12 protein-coding genes are annotated in these 17157 nt (G+C 47.6%); 4 read left to right on the top strand and 8 right to left on the bottom strand.

What is annotated here, in order from left to right; all coding sequences use genetic code 11:
• Positions 1-25: 25 nt before the first annotated feature.
• Positions 26-889 (top strand): response regulator, encoded by an 864-nt coding sequence (locus tag DACE_RS09170; RefSeq protein WP_006000583.1) that lies wholly within the window; start codon positions 26-28, stop codon positions 887-889.
• Here DACE_RS09170 and DACE_RS09165 read toward each other — a convergent pair.
• Together DACE_RS09165 and DACE_RS09160 are read right to left on the bottom strand one after the other, a co-directional pair.
• Entirely contained in the window at positions 861-2705 is a 1845-nt protein-coding gene (locus DACE_RS09165; RefSeq protein ID WP_006000581.1) for a B12-binding domain-containing radical SAM protein, read from the bottom strand. The two genes, DACE_RS09170 and DACE_RS09165, sit on opposite strands and share 29 nt — an antisense overlap.
• Positions 2706-2710: 5 nt before the next feature.
• On the bottom strand, positions 2711-3241 hold the full coding sequence (locus DACE_RS09160; RefSeq protein ID WP_006000579.1) for an MXAN_5187 C-terminal domain-containing protein: 531 nt from the start codon (positions 3239-3241) through the stop codon (positions 2711-2713).
• 103 nt (positions 3242-3344) lie between these two features.
• Between DACE_RS09160 and glmU the strand changes: the two genes are divergently transcribed.
• The 3 genes from glmU to DACE_RS09145 all read left to right on the top strand — a co-directional run bounded on the left by glmU (position 3345) and on the right by DACE_RS09145 (position 9130).
• Positions 3345-4718, top strand: a complete 1374-nt coding sequence (gene glmU, locus DACE_RS09155) for a bifunctional UDP-N-acetylglucosamine diphosphorylase/glucosamine-1-phosphate N-acetyltransferase GlmU (RefSeq protein WP_006000577.1) — start codon at positions 3345-3347, stop codon at positions 4716-4718.
• A gap of 135 nt (positions 4719-4853) precedes the next feature.
• On the top strand, positions 4854-6683 hold the full coding sequence (gene glmS, locus DACE_RS09150; RefSeq protein WP_006000575.1) for a glutamine--fructose-6-phosphate transaminase (isomerizing): 1830 nt from the start codon (positions 4854-4856) through the stop codon (positions 6681-6683).
• Between the two features lie 98 nt (positions 6684-6781).
• Positions 6782-9130, top strand: coding sequence for a penicillin-binding protein 1A (locus DACE_RS09145; protein WP_238326410.1), 2349 nt, complete (start codon positions 6782-6784; stop codon positions 9128-9130).
• A gap of 95 nt (positions 9131-9225) precedes the next feature.
• Here DACE_RS09145 and nth read toward each other — a convergent pair whose 3' ends face one another.
• From nth to gyrB, 6 genes are read right to left on the bottom strand one after another with little or no spacing between them, the layout of a single operon-like run.
• Entirely contained in the window at positions 9226-9861 is a 636-nt protein-coding gene (gene nth, locus DACE_RS09140) for an endonuclease III (RefSeq protein WP_006000571.1), read from the bottom strand.
• Between the two features lie 57 nt (positions 9862-9918).
• Positions 9919-10638 carry an endonuclease/exonuclease/phosphatase family protein gene (locus DACE_RS09135; RefSeq protein ID WP_006000569.1) on the bottom strand — a complete coding sequence of 240 codons (720 nt, stop codon included), beginning with the start codon at positions 10636-10638 and terminating at the stop codon, positions 9919-9921.
• A 28-nt stretch (positions 10639-10666) separates the two neighbouring features.
• On the bottom strand, positions 10667-11242 hold the full coding sequence (locus DACE_RS09130) for a peptidylprolyl isomerase (protein WP_006000566.1): 576 nt from the start codon (positions 11240-11242) through the stop codon (positions 10667-10669).
• On the bottom strand, positions 11242-12246 hold the full coding sequence (locus DACE_RS09125; RefSeq protein ID WP_006000564.1) for an NAD(P)H-dependent glycerol-3-phosphate dehydrogenase: 1005 nt from the start codon (positions 12244-12246) through the stop codon (positions 11242-11244). The genes DACE_RS09130 and DACE_RS09125 overlap by 1 nt, the downstream gene beginning before the upstream one ends.
• 2 nt (positions 12247-12248) lie before the next feature.
• Positions 12249-14750 carry a DNA gyrase subunit A gene (gyrA, locus tag DACE_RS09120; RefSeq protein ID WP_006000563.1) on the bottom strand — a complete coding sequence of 834 codons (2502 nt, stop codon included), beginning with the start codon at positions 14748-14750 and terminating at the stop codon, positions 12249-12251.
• Positions 14751-14773: 23 nt separating this feature from the next.
• A complete protein-coding gene (gene gyrB / locus DACE_RS09115) occupies positions 14774-17149 on the bottom strand; it encodes a DNA topoisomerase (ATP-hydrolyzing) subunit B (RefSeq protein ID WP_006000561.1) in 2376 nt (791 codons plus the stop codon).
• Positions 17150-17157 lie beyond the last annotated feature (8 nt).

The raw sequence follows: 17157 nt of genomic DNA, 5'->3' as shown, positions 1-17157 counted from the left end.
TTTCGTATAGGCACAGGTGGATATCATGGCAAAACGGAAAAAATTTGGTGAAGTCCTTGTTGATGAAGGTGTTATCGATGAGAATATCCTGCAGCGTGCGTTGTCTCAACAAGCAGGCACCGGCAAACGCTTAGGACAGATTCTCGAAGAACAACAGGTCATTTCTGAACGCGACATTGCGCTGGTTCTGGCCCGTCAGTTCGGATTGAAAACCGTCAAAAACATTGCCGATCACAACTTCCCTGATAAAATTCTCGACCTCGTTGACAGTGAAAAAGCTCTGCAGAAACTGATTTTCCCCCTGAAAGTGGAAGAGAAGACCCTGTACCTGGCGATGGTCAATCCGTTGGATATGGAAACCCTCGACACCCTGTCATTCGGCACCGGTCTGCGTATTGTTCCCTATCTAACCACCACCCAGGAAATCCATGCCGCCATCAACAGGCACTACATGAAGTCGATTCAGGTTCCTGCGGAAGGGAAGTGGTGGCGCATTATGCTGGTGGACACACAACTACCGGCATTGGCAGCCTCGATCTCGGCGCTCAGCCAGGAGGGGTTTGATATTATTCAGTGCGGTAATGCTATTGAAGCTGTGCCTGTGGCGGTTAAAACCCACCCACATCTGATCATCACCGAAGCCAATATGCCAAAAATAAGTGGCATGGATCTGTTTAATTCACTGAAAAAAAATCCCCAGACCGCATCGATTCCGGTCATCGCTTTATCAGGGCGGGCAACCGCCAAAGAGGAAGCTCAACTGCTCGATATGGGCTTTATCGATTTTATCGCCAAGCCGGTCAATGCGATCCGCTTGTCCGCCAGGATCAAACGGGTCCTCAAATTACTCTATGAAGACCTCAGCGCGCCTCCGGCACGGCGGCGCTGAGCAGGCCATAGTCTACCGCCTGGTCAAGCCAGTGAAGGTAGTCATCCCCATCCACCACAGCGCCAAGCAGCAGCAACGCATCATAGGACGGCACGTCGGCACCTGTGGGAAAACGACTGGCATCAATACCATCGATTGTGACGCATTGAGCCTGATTGTCGCTGCGGAAAAACACCGCCATACTGCCGCTCTGTTCGCCGTACTCAGCCTGTTCAACCAGATCCCCGTCAATCAGAAGCCAATCATTGATGTTGTAATGAAACCGCTGAATCCTTACCTGGTCCACCCACCGCCAGGATTGCTGTTCCACTAAAACTTTTTCACTGAGATCAGTACAATCTGGCTGCGGCACATCTTCCTCAAGCTGAGCCTGAGCCCAACAGGCGTGAAAACTGATCAGATCGTCAATGGCTCCTGCCAAATTTTCATGACCATTTTCCGCCAGCCAGGTGTGGAAAAATGCCTTTTGCCACGCAACCACCTGATCGCTGGCCAAAGTATCATCCGCCAAAACCTCCGTTGTCATACCTCGCGTTGCCAGCAACCAGTGGCCAAACGCCTCAATCATGGCCACACCACTCTGGTTGACGGCCTGACACACGTCGAGAAAATAGCCCATGGCACGACCGGTGTTATAAAAAACATCGGTCCACACGGCCAGGTCACGACAATGCTTCATGGCGTCTTCAGTCATACTGTCACTGCACAGCAGTCGATAGGGCGGTTCAGACTCGGCATGGAGTCCGTATTGACTGTGTTGATGATAGAGCTCTGTGCCGGGCAAGACGGCCAACGGAAACAGATCGATATGATTGGGCTGCAGTTGCAGGACAAATTCCAGGCTGTGGCGCATTCCCGCCTCATCGTCGCCGGGAAGTCCATACATCAGATCAATGCCGTAGGTCACCTCGGCAAAATGCAGCAGAGCAATCTTTTCCTGAAACAGTTCGGCATCAAAATGGCGATGGACATGGCGAACAACATCGGGGTTAGCCGATTGCAGACCAATCTGTACCGAACAGTGGATTTCCGACAGCAGTTGAGCCAGTTCCTCGTCAATAAACTCGATTTTTGCTTCAAGGTGAAAATGGAGATGTGGAGCAACCCGTTTGATCAGACGCAGCAATTTCTTGCCTCGCTCAGCGGGATAATTAAACGTGGAATCGAGCACCCACACCTGGGAGACCCGATGCTTGACAAACAGGGCTAACTCCTGCTCGAGACGGGAAAACGCCATGGTACGTACGCCATGGTCTCCGCGCGCATCAAAGCAAAACGAGCAGCGAAACGGACAGCCCCGCGACACTTCCCAAAGCACACCTTCACCCGGCACCAGAGAACCATCCAACCATGGCGAAACCTGGTGCAACAGATCGATTGGTCCGCTATTGCGGTACAGCGGCTCCAGCGCATTGTGCCGATCGGCGGCATCGACGATCTGGAGGATCACCTCTTCCCCTTCACCACACACCAGTGTATCGAACAGGCCGGTGTCTCTGAACGTCTGCGGGGCCGCTGTCACTTCCGGACCACCGGCCACGACAATCAACTCCGGGCAGCGCTTCCTCAATTCAGCAGCCAAAGCGACCATCGGTCGATGGCTCCACACATAGATACTCAACGCCACAAGCGAGGCCCCGGTACGCATGACCGCAGCAACCATCTGGCCAAGATCCTGATCGAGAAATAATTCTACCTGGACGGTGCGGTTTTTTATATCATCTGGCAAAGAAGCGGCCACCGAGGCCGATCCGAGAGGTACCGCCTGGGCGCAAGGCCGCACATGGAGCGTAACAAAAGCTATGGATTCGGGCATCGATTTCAACGCTTGAGATTGACGGTAATTTTCGGTTTACCCTGATCGTTGACAACGCGAAAATTGCATTCGACATTACCGTATTTCTGCCGGATACTCTCTTTTTGCTTTTCAATAAACGATTCGAGTTGTTCTTTGGGAGGCACATTGCGCTGACATTCACGACAGATTGCCTGGTAATCGTGATAAACGCGATCGATCTCTCTTTGCTGCGGCGCGGAACTGTCTATACTGCTGGTTTTATGACGATGGTAGCGACCTTCATCCATTTCCCGCTGAATCCGGTCCCACATATTCTGATAGGAATAAAAACTTCCACTGAGGTTCTGAAAACGATATCGTAGGTCGGTTTGCATAATGCGGCGTTGATTGAGGCGGCGGATGACGCGTTCAAGGGCTTCACGTTCACGGACCGGGGCACGTTTTTCAACACCGGCAAAATATTGCTCATAGCGGATGCGCAGATCTTTCAGCTTCAGCTCAATATCTGACAGATGTTGATTGATTTGTTTCCGATCATCAAGAACTTTGGCCAACGTCAGCCTCCTTATTTTTCCCAACTGACTGTGGGGATCACACTTGACTCTGCCGGTCAATTCGGCTAGAAGAGTTTTAACATATTCTAAGAGGATATTCTATATGCCTACACAGAATCTCGCAGCCGTCATCCTTGCCGCCGGCAAGGGCACACGAATGAAATCCCAACAGCCTAAAGTCCTTCACCAGATTGCCGGTCAGCCCCTTGCCTTGTTTCCCGTCCAGTGGTGCCAGTCTCTGGGATGTTGCAAAACCGTCATGGTTGTCGGCCATCAGGCTGATCGTGTCAAAGAAACCTTTGCACCGTACCCGGTAAACTTTGTCGTTCAGGAGCAACAACTGGGCACCGGGCATGCTCTGATGGTCACCGAATCTGCCCTACAATCGTTCAATGGCACATTACTTTTGCTGTGTGGCGATGTTCCGCTGCTGCGTGAAGAGACATTAAAACAACTCATTGACGCACACCGGACCTCCGAGGCTGCTGTTACCGTATTGACGACCCATATGGAGAATCCCTACGGCTACGGTAGAATCATTCGCAACTCAGGTCAAATTGAAAAAATTGTCGAAGAAAAAGATGCGACCAGCGAACAGAAAAACATCACCGAGATCAACACCGGAATCTATGCTTTTGAAGCACCACTGGTCTACGAATTGCTGCATCGTATCGGCAACGACAATGCCCAGGGGGAATACTATCTTACCGATATTATCTCTCTGGCCCAGAGCTCGGGTTTAAAAGCTGCAGCCTGCGTGCTCCAAGATCCACGCGAGTGCATGGGCATCAATGACCGGGTGCAGTTGGCCGAAGCCGGAGAAATTTTGCGACAGCGCATCAACCACCAGCATATGGTTAACGGCGTTACCCTGCAAAACCCTGCAACAACCTATATCGACAATACCGTTACAATTGAGGCCGATACGGTGATTGAAGCCAACTGCCATGTGCGTGGTGCCAGCCATATCGGGGCTTTTTGCCATGTGGAAACCGGCAGCGTTATCGACGATTGCCAGATCGGTTCGTCAACCCGCATCAAAGCGGGATCTGTTGTTGAGCAGTCGCAGATTGGCGAGCAGTGTGCCATTGGTCCTATGGCCCATCTGCGCCCCGGCACTGTTCTTCACGGCCACAATAAACTGGGTAATTTTGTCGAAACCAAAAAAGCGGTTCTGGGTCCACGCTCGCAAGCCAGTCATTTGACCTATATCGGTGATGCGGAACTGGGCAGCGATATCAACCTCGGCTGTGGTACCATCACCTGCAATTACGATGGCGTCAACAAACATAAAACCGTGATTGAGGATGGTGTGTTTGTCGGCAGCGACTGCCAGCTGATCGCACCCGTCACCTTGGGTCGCAACTGCCTGATCGGCGCCGGCTCAACAATTACCAAAGATGTGCCGGAGGATTCTTTGGCTCTGTCGCGCAGCGAACAAAAAGTGATCAAAGGCTGGCGCAAACGAAAAAAATAAGACTAGGAACGATTTTTACGAGATTGATGTGCGTTTTATTGTATCAATAAGACGCACATCTTGTTTTCAGCCAGCGTTATGGATTCATCCCGTCAGTGGGATGTGACACTATTTTGTTAAGGAGAATTCCTGTTTATGTGCGGAATCGTCGGTTATATCGGTCAGAACCCCGCCGTGGAGATTGTTCTGGAAGGTCTGCGTCGTCTTGAATATCGCGGTTATGACTCTGCAGGCATCGCCACTCTGGATCACGGTCAACTGAATACCTCGCGTGCTGAAGGCAAACTGACCAACCTGGAACAAAAACTCAAGTCCACCCCTTTGACGGGTTCTCTCGGCATCGGCCATACCCGCTGGGCCACCCACGGCAAACCGTCGGAGGAAAATGCTCACCCCCATCGCTCCGGAGATTTTGTCGTTGTCCACAACGGTATCATTGAAAACTATTTGGTCCTTAAGCAACGCCTTGCCGACCAGGGCCATGTTTTCAATTCACAAACCGACAGCGAGATTATCGCCCACCTGATTGAGCACCATTATCGTGCCAGTCAAAACTTCGAAGCCGCCGTTCGTCAGGCGCTGCATGAACTGCGTGGTGCTTTTGCCATTGCGGTCATTTGCCAGTCTCATCCGGATCAACTTATTGCCGCCAAGGCCGGTTCCCCGCTGGTGATCGGCCAGGGTGTCGGGGAATACTTCGTTGCTTCCGATATTCCGGCCATGTTGTCTCATACTCGCGAGATGATTTTTCTCAACGACGGTGAGATGGTTGTGTTCAGTCGCGAGGCCATGACCATCACCACCCTCGATGGCCAGCCGGTCGATAAACAATCGAAAACCATCACCTGGAATCCGATGATGGCGGAAAAGGGCGGTTATCGCCATTTTATGCTCAAAGAGATTCATGAACAACCGCGCGCCATCGCCGATACCATTGCCGGGCGCATTAACGAAGATAAGGACAGGGTTCTGCTGCATGATCTCAACCTGTCCGATGACCAACTCGCCCAGTTTGACCGGCTGTATATTGTTGCCTGCGGCACCTCGTGGCATGCCGGTCTGGTGGGTAAATTTCTCATCGAAAAACTGGCCCGGTTAAGTGTTGAGGTGGATATTGCCAGTGAGTTCCGTTACCGCCAGCCATTGGTCAATGAGCGTACCTTGACCCTGGTGATCAGCCAGAGTGGTGAGACGGCTGACACCCTGGCCGCATTGCGTGAGTCCCATGAACGCGGCGGTAAAGTCGTTGCCATTTGTAATGTGGTTGAATCGTCGATTGCCCGGGAAAGTGATGGTGTCATCTATACCCATGCCGGACCGGAGATCGGTGTCGCTTCAACCAAAGCGTTTACCACGCAACTGGTGGCGTTATTTCTGTTTGCCTTGCACCTGGGCCGTGTCCGCACAATGTTGTCGAGTGAACAACTCCGTGAACAGATTCAGGCCCTGTTGACATTGCCCCGCAAACTGGAACAGGCGCTGGAACTTGATGAGCAGATCGAATCTGTCGCTCGCCAGTTTATGCACGCATCCGATTTTCTGTATCTCGGTCGTGGCAATCAGTATCCTATTGCTCTGGAGGGGGCTCTGAAACTCAAGGAGATCTCCTATATTCACGCCGAAGGCTATCCTGCCGGTGAGATGAAACACGGGCCCATTGCCCTGATCGATGAGAACCTGCCGGTGGTGGTCGTGGTGCCTAAAAATGACACCTATGAAAAAGTGGTGTCCAATATGGAAGAGGTTCGGGCACGGGGAGGGCAGATAATCTCAATCAGTGACTGTGATTCTTCGGATTTGCACAGTGCTTCAGACGCTGTTTTTGCCGTTCCAACGATCAGTGATGATCTGATGCCGGTGATCACCTCGGTTCCCTTACAACTGCTCTCGTATCACATCGCCGTGTTTAAAGGCACAGATGTGGATCAACCACGAAATCTGGCGAAAAGTGTCACCGTGGAATAACCAAGGGGCCGGATGATTCATCCGGCTTTTTTATTAAGATGCCTCTATTTAAAAAAATATTTAAAATTGTTTTTTTGTTGGGTTTGTCACTGGGGATTGTGGCTTTTTTCGGCCTCGCCGGTGCCTATTTTTACGTTAACAGCTCCCTGCCTGAATTCGATACCCTCGAAGATTATCAGCCGCCGGCGATCACCCGTGCGTACAGTGAAGATGGGCAAACCATTGCCGAATTTTACCGCGAAAGACGCATCGTGGTACCCGTGACCCGTATGCCCAAACCGTTAATCCAAGCCTTTGTCGCTGCTGAGGATGCCAATTTTTTCGATCATCAGGGCATTGATCTGGTTTCCATTTTCCGCGCGGCGTTAAAAAACATCAAAGCCGGCGGCATTGTTCAGGGCGGCAGTACCATTACCCAGCAGGTGGCTAAAAGTCTTCTATTAACGCCGGAAAGGAAGTTTTCCCGTAAATTTAAAGAAGCGATCCTTGCCTGGCGTATGGAACAGCGCTTTTCCAAACGTGAAATTCTTTATCTCTACCTTAACCAGATCTACCTTGGCCACGGTGCGTATGGAGTTCAGGCCGCTGCGGAAAATTACTTTGACAAGAACGTTGAAGACCTCAATCTGGCCGAGTGCACGGTTCTTGCCGGTTTGCCGCAGGCACCCAGCCGTTATTCCCCGTATCGCCACTATAATCGCGCCAAGGATCGTCAGCTTTATGTTCTCGAACGGATGATTGCCAACGGCTACATCACCTCAGACCAGGCGCACAAGGCATATACCGATCCTCTTGTGGTCCATCCACGCGGTGATAACTCTGCGGCCGGAACCGGCTATTTCAGTGAGCAGGTGCGCCGTTATATTGAAAAAAATTATGGCCGAGACCTGCTCTATAGCGGCGGGCTACAGGTTTATACCACCATGAACCTGTCCATGCAGCAGGTGGCTCAGAAAGCGGTGCGTGACAATCTTCAGCGTCATGATCGACGTCAGGGTTATCGCGGTCCGGTGCGGGTTCTCAACCAGCAGGATGCACTGGCATTTGTTGATCAGCAAACTGCTGAGCTTAACGAAAACCCGTTAGAACCTGGCCAGGTGATTGAAGCCTTACTGGTCGATTCAAGCGATCAGCAACTGGTGGTCCGCATCGGTGCTTATGAAGCCGTTTTACCCCGCCAGAAACTTAAATGGGCTGAACCGTTCGACGTTATCCCGTATGAGGTTTTTGCCGCTCTGGATCAGGATCAAAAGAACAATAACGAGAAGACATTGTTACCAATAGGTTCAGTCATCCAGGTGAAAATTCGTAGCGTTAAACAGAGTCACCCAACGGATATTGACCTGTTTCAGTACCCACTAGCCCAAGGCGCCCTGTTGGCCCTTGATCCTCAGGATGGTGCGGTCAAAGCCATGGTGGGTGGCTATGACTTTGCCAAGAGTCAGTTTAATCGGGTGCTGCAGTCGTCACGACTGCCGGGTTCTGCGATTAAACCGCTTATTTATGCTGCTGCGTTTGATAAAGGCTATACCCCGGCATCGGTTATTCTCGATACGCCGTTGATTTACAAAGAAACCGATAATAAGGGCGAAGAGAAGGAGTGGAAACCGAAAAATTACGGCAATAAATTTTATGGCCCAACCTCGTTGCGAACAGCTCTAACCCATTCGTACAACATTATCACCATCAAATTGCTCAATAATATCGGCATCAATTACACCGCGCGTTATCTGCATAAGTTGGGGATCACCTCGCCACTGAATCGTGACTTGACCATGTCGCTTGGTTCCAGCGCTTTGACACCTCTCGAGTTAGCCAGTGCCTATTCGGTCTTCGCTAGCGGCGGAATCAAAACCGCACCGACCTATATCACCAAAATTACTGATCGCAACGGTCGCATACTCGAATCCATTGATCCCGCCGATTTTCCCAACGGCCTTGACGCGGATCAGAAACTGATTCGTCTCGAGCGTCAACGGGTGATTTCTCAAGAGACAGCTTGTCTGATCACCAATATGCTTGAGAGCGTCGTTCAACGGGGTACGGGGTGGCGGGCCAAAGCTCTCAATCGCCCGGTTGCCGGCAAAACCGGCACGACCAATAACCTGAAGGATGCCTGGTTTGTCGGCTATGTTCCACAACTGGTGACCATTTCATGGGTGGGATATGATCAGGAAAAACCGCTCGGTAAAAATGAAACCGGTTCTAAAGCAGCCGCACCAGCCTGGGTTGATTTTATGAAGCAGACTCTGGCCGGGATGCCGGCAAAAAACTTTACGGTCCCTGATACCATGGAATTCCATCCGGTGGACCCGAAAACCGGTTTGTTGGAACCGGAAGACAGTCCGACATCTGTCATTGAGATGTTTGCCCCCGGTACCGCGCCGACCCGCTACGCGCTGGATGAAAAGAAACCGCAGGCCCGTGATTTCTTTCGCTTGGATTAAACCTCCAAATTTCAATTCTAAGCAACTCAAAAACAAAAAGCGATGTGCATATCATTCTGCACATCGCTTTTTGTTTTAAAGGGTATTTTCAGGCTTTAAAAAACCTTTTTACACTGGTTTTCAACCGGACATCGTTCACACTGTGGTGACCGCGCTTTGCAGATCTCACGGCCGTGATAGATCAACAGATGGGACGTATGTCCCCATAATGGGGGTTCCACATAGCGACACAGTTCGCTCTCAATTTTAACCGGGTCGCTCTGTCGGGTCCATCCTAACCGACGCGCAACCCGTTTAACATGCGTATCTACGGGAAATCCCGGCTTATCAAAAGCATTACTCAGCACAACATTGGCGGTCTTGCGGCCAACCCCGGGTAACTGAATCAGATCGTCCAATTGATCCGGGACCTGACCGGAAAATTTCTGACATAGTAATTGAGCAGCGGCCACGATATGTTTTGCTTTAACCCGATAACACCCAATGCTGCGGATAATCTCTTCCACTTCGTGAATGTCGGCTTGAGCATACGCGTGAACATCACGATAACGTTCAAACAGTTTTCGGGTAACTAAATTGACACGTATATCGGTTGTCTGAGCGGAAAGTAGCGTGGCAATTACCAGTTCAAGGGGATTGGAGAAATTCAGTGAACACTGGGCTTCGGGATAGTGTTGATCCAGAATAGTAATGATGGTTTCAAACCATTTTTTCTTCTCTTTTTTTGTCACAAATCTGCCCCTGTCTCTCTCTTTTCCACATTATCAACAATGTTATCCACAAACATTTTAACCACTGAAAACCCCAGCAGGTGCGGCTTTGGACATTTTTTTATTCTTTAAGGCAATGCGGTTATCCACGATCATCACGTCCATAATCAGCGGCAGATGTCGACTGCCACTACGCGCTCTTTCACTGCGATCAACAAAACTGTTCTCAACAACGATTCCATTTTTTCCATAGGCTTTGTCACGAGCAAATAGAGGGAAGAAGGCAGGGTAGGTTCCCTGATAGAATGGGGGAGAAAGTGGGGTCATCTGTTTGTGAAACCGAAGTGAACCTACCATCCAGATCACATCAAGGAAATCACCGAGGACGATGGTTGGTAAACTCAATTGGTGGTGGTTAAGAAGATCGGGGCCGTGGAGACGGCGTATCTGCACCCAGCGCTTATATACTCCACCATGTAAACACACGTTATACAGCAGGCAGCGTTTATCATCGGCAATTAATTCAGCACGCATACATCCCGCGCCATAGCCGAGATCGTAAGTCTGGATCATTTTAACCGGTCGGCGACTGAGCAATGCCAGGTTTCGAGTTTCCCCCTGGCTGGCAATATCCATACCGCAAAACGCTGCCAACGCCTCAAGAGTCTGACCGTGAGGGAGATCCTGAATATTCTGCAGGGCGACATAATCCGCATGATAATGATCTATCAATTGGAAAACAGCTCCACTGTCGTGGCAGCCCTGCAGGTTGTAAGAGATGATGCGGATAGTGGTCATAATGGCCCCTTATTCCGCGTTGAGCTGTTTATGGTGCTGCTATCCGCTCAACTGATTCGATAATCACACTTTGAGATGGAACATCCGCCATCCCTTTTTTTCGGCCTGTTTTCACCTTAGCAATTTTATCAACAACATCCATTCCTTCGATCACTTTTCCGAAAACAGCATAGCCGTAACCACGGGCTGTTTTTGTTTTATGATCGAGAAAAGCATTGTCGACCAGATTGATAAAAAACTGGCTTGTCGCGCTATCAACACGACCTGTTCGCGCCATGGCAATGGTTCCACGCATATTTTTCAAGCCATTGGTCGCTTCATTGGTAATGGGTTGGCGGGTGACCTTACGATCCATTTTTTGGGTAAAGCCTCCACCTTGAATCATAAAGCCGGGAATAACACGATGAAAAATCGTCCCGTTATAAAAGCCGCCGTCAGTATAACGCAGGAAATTGTTGGTAGATACTGGCGCATGCGTGTCATCCAGTTCGATGACAATCGGTCCGTAATTGGTTGTCATCTTTACCTGAGGTCCGGCCATACACACTGTCGGAATCAATACTGCCAGCGCTATGAAAACAATTTTTTGGATAGATAACATCATCACACATACTCCGATTTAAGTTCACGCTGCATCAGTTCAACCACAGCCTGGCGCGGATCTTTTTCTTCATAGAGAATGGCATACATCTGTTCGACAATGGGAACTTCCACTTTGATTTTTTTCGCCAGTTCAAAGGTCGACAGAGTTGTTTTAACCCCCTCAGCAATCATCGTCATTTCAGACAGAATTTCGTTGAGTTTACGCCCTTTACCCAATTCCACACCAACCGTGCGGTTTCGGGAGAGATCTCCGGTACAGGTCAACACCAGATCACCCATACCTGCCAGACCGGCAAAGGTTTCGGCTTTGGCCCCCATGGCCAGACCAAGCCGTTTCATTTCAGCCAAGCCTCTGGTAATCAGTGCAGCGCGGGTATTATAACCGTAGTTAAGTCCGTCACAAACACCTGCGGCCAAAGCGATCACATTTTTAATCGCCCCGCCGAGTTCAACACCAATGACATCATCGTTGGTATAGACCCGAAAATAATCCGTGTTAAACACGATCTGCGCCAGCTGAGCAATCGACTGGTCATGTGCCGCAGCGACAACGGCAGAGGGTTGCTCAAGAGCCACCTCTTTAGCAAAAGTGGGTCCAGACAGGTAGGCCGTGCGATTTTTCAAACCGTCTGGCAGCAATTCATCAAAAATGTCGGACATGGGACACAGTGTCTTGTTTTCAATCCCTTTGGATGCTGAAATGATCAGTGCCTCAGACGACAAATGATCCACACATGAGGATAAAACGACCCGCATGGCCTGTGATGGCGGCACAAACAGGACAACCTCTTTTTCTGCAGCCAAGCCAATCTCATTGGTGAAAGAGAGATTATTCGACAGTTTTATCTCCGGAAGATACAGATCATTAATATGCGTCTGCTGCATCCGGGCGACAAGGTCTGCTTCATAGGCCCACAAAGTGACCTGATGACCCTTTTTTGCCAACAGGTTAGCTAAGCTGGTCCCCCAACTTCCAGCACCGATGACACTAATCTGCTTAACCACTGTTATTCGTCCTCTTGATCAGCAGCGGGTTCTTCCTCAGAGTCGTTCTCAATCAATTCTTGAGGTAACTCTTCCTCTTTTTCCGCTAATTTTGCAACAGCTACGATCCGTTCATCATCTTCCAAAACCATCAATCGGACCCCCTGAGTATTGCGCCCGATAATCGACAGTGAGCCAACACGGGTGCGCAGAATCTTGCCCCGGTCGGTAATGAACATCAGATCTTCTTCATCGGTTACCAGTTTAATATCGACAACGTAACCATTTCGATCGGATGTTTTAATGGTGATGATACCTTTACCACTACGGCTTTGTACGCGGTATTCACTGAGGTTAGTGCGTTTACCATAACCGTTTTCAGTCACACTGACCAGTGATGCAGAGGTATTGTCATTGACCACCTCCATACCGATAATCGTGTCATCACCTTCCAACTGCATACCACGAACACCTCGTGCCGTACGTCCCATAGGACGTACATCCGTTTCGGCAAAGCGGATCGATTTACCATGGTGGCTGGCAAGAAGAACATCCATGCTTCCGTCGGTAATCCGGGTGGCAACCAGTGAATCACCTTCGTCAATCGTCATGGAGATGATGCCGCCTTGGCGGGGATTAGCATAGGCCATTAGCTCTGTTTTCTTGACCACACCGTTTTTCGTTGCAGCGATAATATATTTATCTTCGACAAATTCCTTCACCGGCAAAATGGTCATGACCCGCTCTTCCGGAGCCAGTTGCAGCAGGTTGACAATCGCTTTACCTCGTGCAGCGCGACCGCCTTGCGGAATCTCATGGACTTTTAACCAGTAGACTTTTCCTTGATCAGTGAAAACGAGAATATAGGAATGGGTCGAGGCGATGAAGAGTTTCTCAACAAAATCCTCCTCTTTGGGTCGCATCCCGGTTTTCCCTTTTCCGCCACGTCGTTGCGAGCGGTAGAGTGACACGGCATTCCGTTTGATATAACCGGAGTGGGAAACCGTGACCACCATATCCTCTTCAACAATCAGATCTTCAATGGACAGATCTTTGGTTTTAGCGATAATTTCTGTACGGCGAGGATCGTCATAATTTTCCTTAACTTCGATCAATTCGGCACGGATAATTTTCAAAATCTCTACTTCACTGCCGAGAATCTCTTTAAGACGGGCAATTTGAGCGAGCACCTCATTGTACTCGTTGATGATTTTATCCCGCTCCAGACCGGTCAAACGATGCAACCGCATATCCAGGATCGCCTGAGCCTGAATATCACTGAAAGTAAATCGTTCAATTAATCGCGCTTTGGCTTCTTGAGAATTGGCCGATGTTTTGATGATCTGGATCAATTCGTCCAGATTTTCCAGCGCAATTTTAAGACCTTCAAGAATATGCGCACGCGCTTCGGCCTTTTTCAGTTCAAAAACACAACGGCGGGTGACAATCTCCTTACGATGGTCGATAAATTGATCGAGAACCTCTCGAAGCGTCAGAATCTTCGGTTGTCCTCCGACAATCGCCAACATAATGATACCGAAAGAACTCTGCATCGCCGTCATTTTATAGAGCTGATTGAGAACAACGCCGGCCACTGCTTCCCTTTTCAGATCGATAACAATCCGCATGCCATCACGATCTGACTCGTCGCGCAGGTCAGAGATACCTTCTATTTTTTTCTCTTTAATCAGGTTAGCGATCTTTTCGATCAATTTAGCTTTATTGACCTGGTAAGGAATTTCATTGATGACAATGCTTTCCCGACTGGTACGGCGATCGATTTCAACCATCGCCTTAGCCCGCATCTGAATGATGCCACGCCCCGTTCGATAGGCTTCCTGAACATCTTCGTGCCCTAGAATAAATCCGGCAGTAGGAAAATCCGGTCCAGGAATAATCTGAATTAGATCCTCAAAAGTAAGAGTTGGATCATCGATAATAGAAACCAGGCCATTGATCACCTCACCAAGGTTATGGGGAGGAATCTTTGTTGCCATGCCGACGGCAATACCTTCAGAACCATTAACCAAAAGATTTGGAAATTTACAGGGTAAAACAATAGGTTCGGAAAGAGAATCATCGTAGTTAGGACCGAAATCAACCGTTTCCTTTTCAATGTCAGCTAAAAGTTCGTGTGACAGTTTTGCCATCCGAACTTCCGTATAACGCATAGCAGCCGCTGAATCACCATCAATAGAACCAAAGTTTCCCTGACCATCAACCAGAGGATTCCTCATGGAAAAACTTTGCGCCATACGGACGATAGTGTCATAGACAGCACTGTCACCATGGGGATGGTATTTACCAATAACATCACCAACAACACGTGCTGATTTTTTATACGGTTTATTATACTCATTGCCGAGTTCATGCATCGCGAACAAGACGCGACGGTGAACAGGCTTAAGACCATCGCGAATATCGGGTAATGCTCGACCGATAATGACACTCATTGCGTAGTCCATATAGGACTTACGCATTTCATTTTCTATATTGACGCTGACTTTATTTTGCTGAGAGAGCATGTAAATATCCTCTGCAATATTGGTTAAATATCAAGATTTGACACATTCAGTGCATTATTTTCTATAAATTCGCGACGTGGCTCAACCTGATCACCCATTAAAACGGTAAAGATATTATCTGTTGCCACAGCATCTTCAATTTTAACCTGTAACAATACCCGTTTTTCCGGATCCATCGTTGTTTCCCAAAGCTGCTCCGGGTTCATTTCTCCAAGACCTTTATAGCGCTGGATATACTGACCTTTCTTGGCACGGCTCAAAAAGAAATCAAGAAGCTCTTCTCGATCATTAACCGAAACGGGTTCTTTTTCTTCTTGTTGTATAACAACAACATCTTCTTTTGTAATTGTAATAAGTTGTTTAAACGATTGGAGCAACAGCTTATACTCATGACTGGAAAGAATATCTAGACTCTTTTGATCAATACGAGCTCTTACGTTACCTAATGTAAATAAAATCCGAGCAGGATTTTCCAGTAACGTAAACTCAGCGTGAGATGCAGCTTGTTGCAAAGTATTTACAAGAGGATTAAGATCTACGAGATCTTCAAAATTAAATTGTATTTTATTTTCTACAAATATTTTCAGAAGTTCTCTTTTAATGCCTTTATGGATTAGTTTTTCAAAAAGATTATCATAGTCAATTATATTTTTAAGTGTTGGTATTATCTGTTTACCACGAATAATCTTATCGCCATTATTCATATCAATTGAACAATTTTCAACACCAATAGACAATAAATAATCTAACAAAGTTTCTTCATCTTTGAGATATATCTCTTTTTTGCCTTTTTTAAGCTTATAAAGTGGAGGTTGAGCAATATAAAGATAACCACGCTCAATAATTTCAGGCATTTGTCGAAAGAAGAACGTCAATAGCAAAGTACGAATGTGCGAACCGTCAACATCAGCATCAGTCATAATAATAATTCGATGATATCGAATTTTAGCAATATCGAAATCATCTTTACCAATACCGGCCCCCATCGCTGTAATCAAAGTGCGAATCTCATTTGAGGTCAGCATTTTATCAAAACGCGATTTTTCAACATTAAGGATCTTACCTTTCAATGGCAAGATAGCCTGGTTCGATCGATCTCGGCCCTGTTTGGCACTTCCACCCGCGGAATCGCCCTCGACGATATAGATTTCACTGAGAGCCGGATCTTTTTCCTGACAATCTGCAAGCTTACCTGGTAATGATAAGCCATCAAGTGCTCCTTTACGACGCGTTAAATCACGTGCCTTACGTGCAGCCTCTCGAGCTCTTGCCGCCTCAATCCCCTTCTCAAGAATTTTCTTGGCAACTTGCGGGTTTTCTTCAAGATAGACAGCCAATTTTTCATTGATCAAGGTCTCGACATAACCTTTGATCTCCGAATTGCCTAATTTTGTTTTAGTCTGACCTTCAAACTGTGGATCTGGAACTTTTACTGAAATAACAGCAGCCATACCCTCACGAAGATCATCACCGGATACTGATGCTTTAATATTTTTAAGAAGGTTATTGGCTGTTGCATAAGCATTCATAGTACGTGTTAATGCTGCTTTAAATCCAACAAGATGCGTTCCACCTTCATGTGTATTAATATTATTTGCAAAAGTATATATTTTTTCGTCATAGCCGTCGTTATATTGAAAGGCTATTTCTATTTGTACACCTTCTTTTTCGCCATTAAAAAATATAATATTATTATGTAGTGGATTTTTTGCCCTGTTTAAATATTCTACAAATGATGAAATACCACCTTCATAATAAAATTCCTGAACCTTTTCTGTTCTATCATCTGTAATAGTAACTCGTACTCCCGCATTTAAAAATGCAAGCTCTCTCAATCTTTTAGACAAAACTTCGTACGAATATTCCACAGTTTCAAATATACTTGCATCAGGCCAAAAAGTTATTTTTGTGCCTTTTTTAATTGTGTCAGAAACTTCCTTCAAATCAGTTTTAGGAATACCTGTCTCGTAAGTTTGCTCATATATTTTACCATTTCTACGAATTTCTAATTCAAGCTTACTCGACAAAGCATTGACAACTGAAACACCAACTCCGTGTAATCCACCAGAGACTTTATAAGTGTCACTATCAAATTTACCTCCAGCATGAAGGACAGTCATAACAACTTCAGCTGCAGATTTATTTTCCGTGGCATGCCAATCTACAGGAATTCCACGTCCATTATCCTCTACTGTAACTGATCCATCGACATTCAAAGTGACGTAAACCGAATCACAAAATCCTGCAAGTGCCTCATCAATTGAATTATCCACAACCTCATAGACGAGATGGTGTAATCCTTGGCTACTTGTAGAACCAATATACATTGCCGGTCTTTTTCGTACAGCTGTCAGACCTTCTAAAACCTTTATATTTTCAGCACTGTAATTATTTTCCATTCGTCACC

The sequence above is a fragment of the Desulfuromonas acetoxidans DSM 684 genome (assembly GCF_000167355.1).
Classification (GTDB): Bacteria; Desulfobacterota; Desulfuromonadia; order Desulfuromonadales; family Desulfuromonadaceae; genus Desulfuromonas; species Desulfuromonas acetoxidans.
This window is presented reverse-complemented; position numbering and strand designations above follow the sequence as displayed.

Coding starts and splice junctions, on each gene's coding strand:
- DACE_RS09170 (WP_006000583.1), top strand. CDS start 26: ATGGCAAAACGGAAAAAATTTGGTGAAGTCCTTGTTGATGAAGGTGTT.
- DACE_RS09165 (WP_006000581.1), bottom strand. CDS start 2,705: ATGCCCGAATCCATAGCTTTTGTTACGCTCCATGTGCGGCCTTGCGCC.
- glmU (WP_006000577.1), top strand. CDS start 3,345: ATGCCTACACAGAATCTCGCAGCCGTCATCCTTGCCGCCGGCAAGGGC.
- glmS (WP_006000575.1), top strand. CDS start 4,854: ATGTGCGGAATCGTCGGTTATATCGGTCAGAACCCCGCCGTGGAGATT.
- DACE_RS09135 (WP_006000569.1), bottom strand. CDS start 10,638: ATGACCACTATCCGCATCATCTCTTACAACCTGCAGGGCTGCCACGAC.
- DACE_RS09130 (WP_006000566.1), bottom strand. CDS start 11,242: ATGATGTTATCTATCCAAAAAATTGTTTTCATAGCGCTGGCAGTATTG.
- gyrA (WP_006000563.1), bottom strand. CDS start 14,750: ATGCTCTCTCAGCAAAATAAAGTCAGCGTCAATATAGAAAATGAAATG.
- gyrB (WP_006000561.1), bottom strand. CDS start 17,149: ATGGAAAATAATTACAGTGCTGAAAATATAAAGGTTTTAGAAGGTCTG.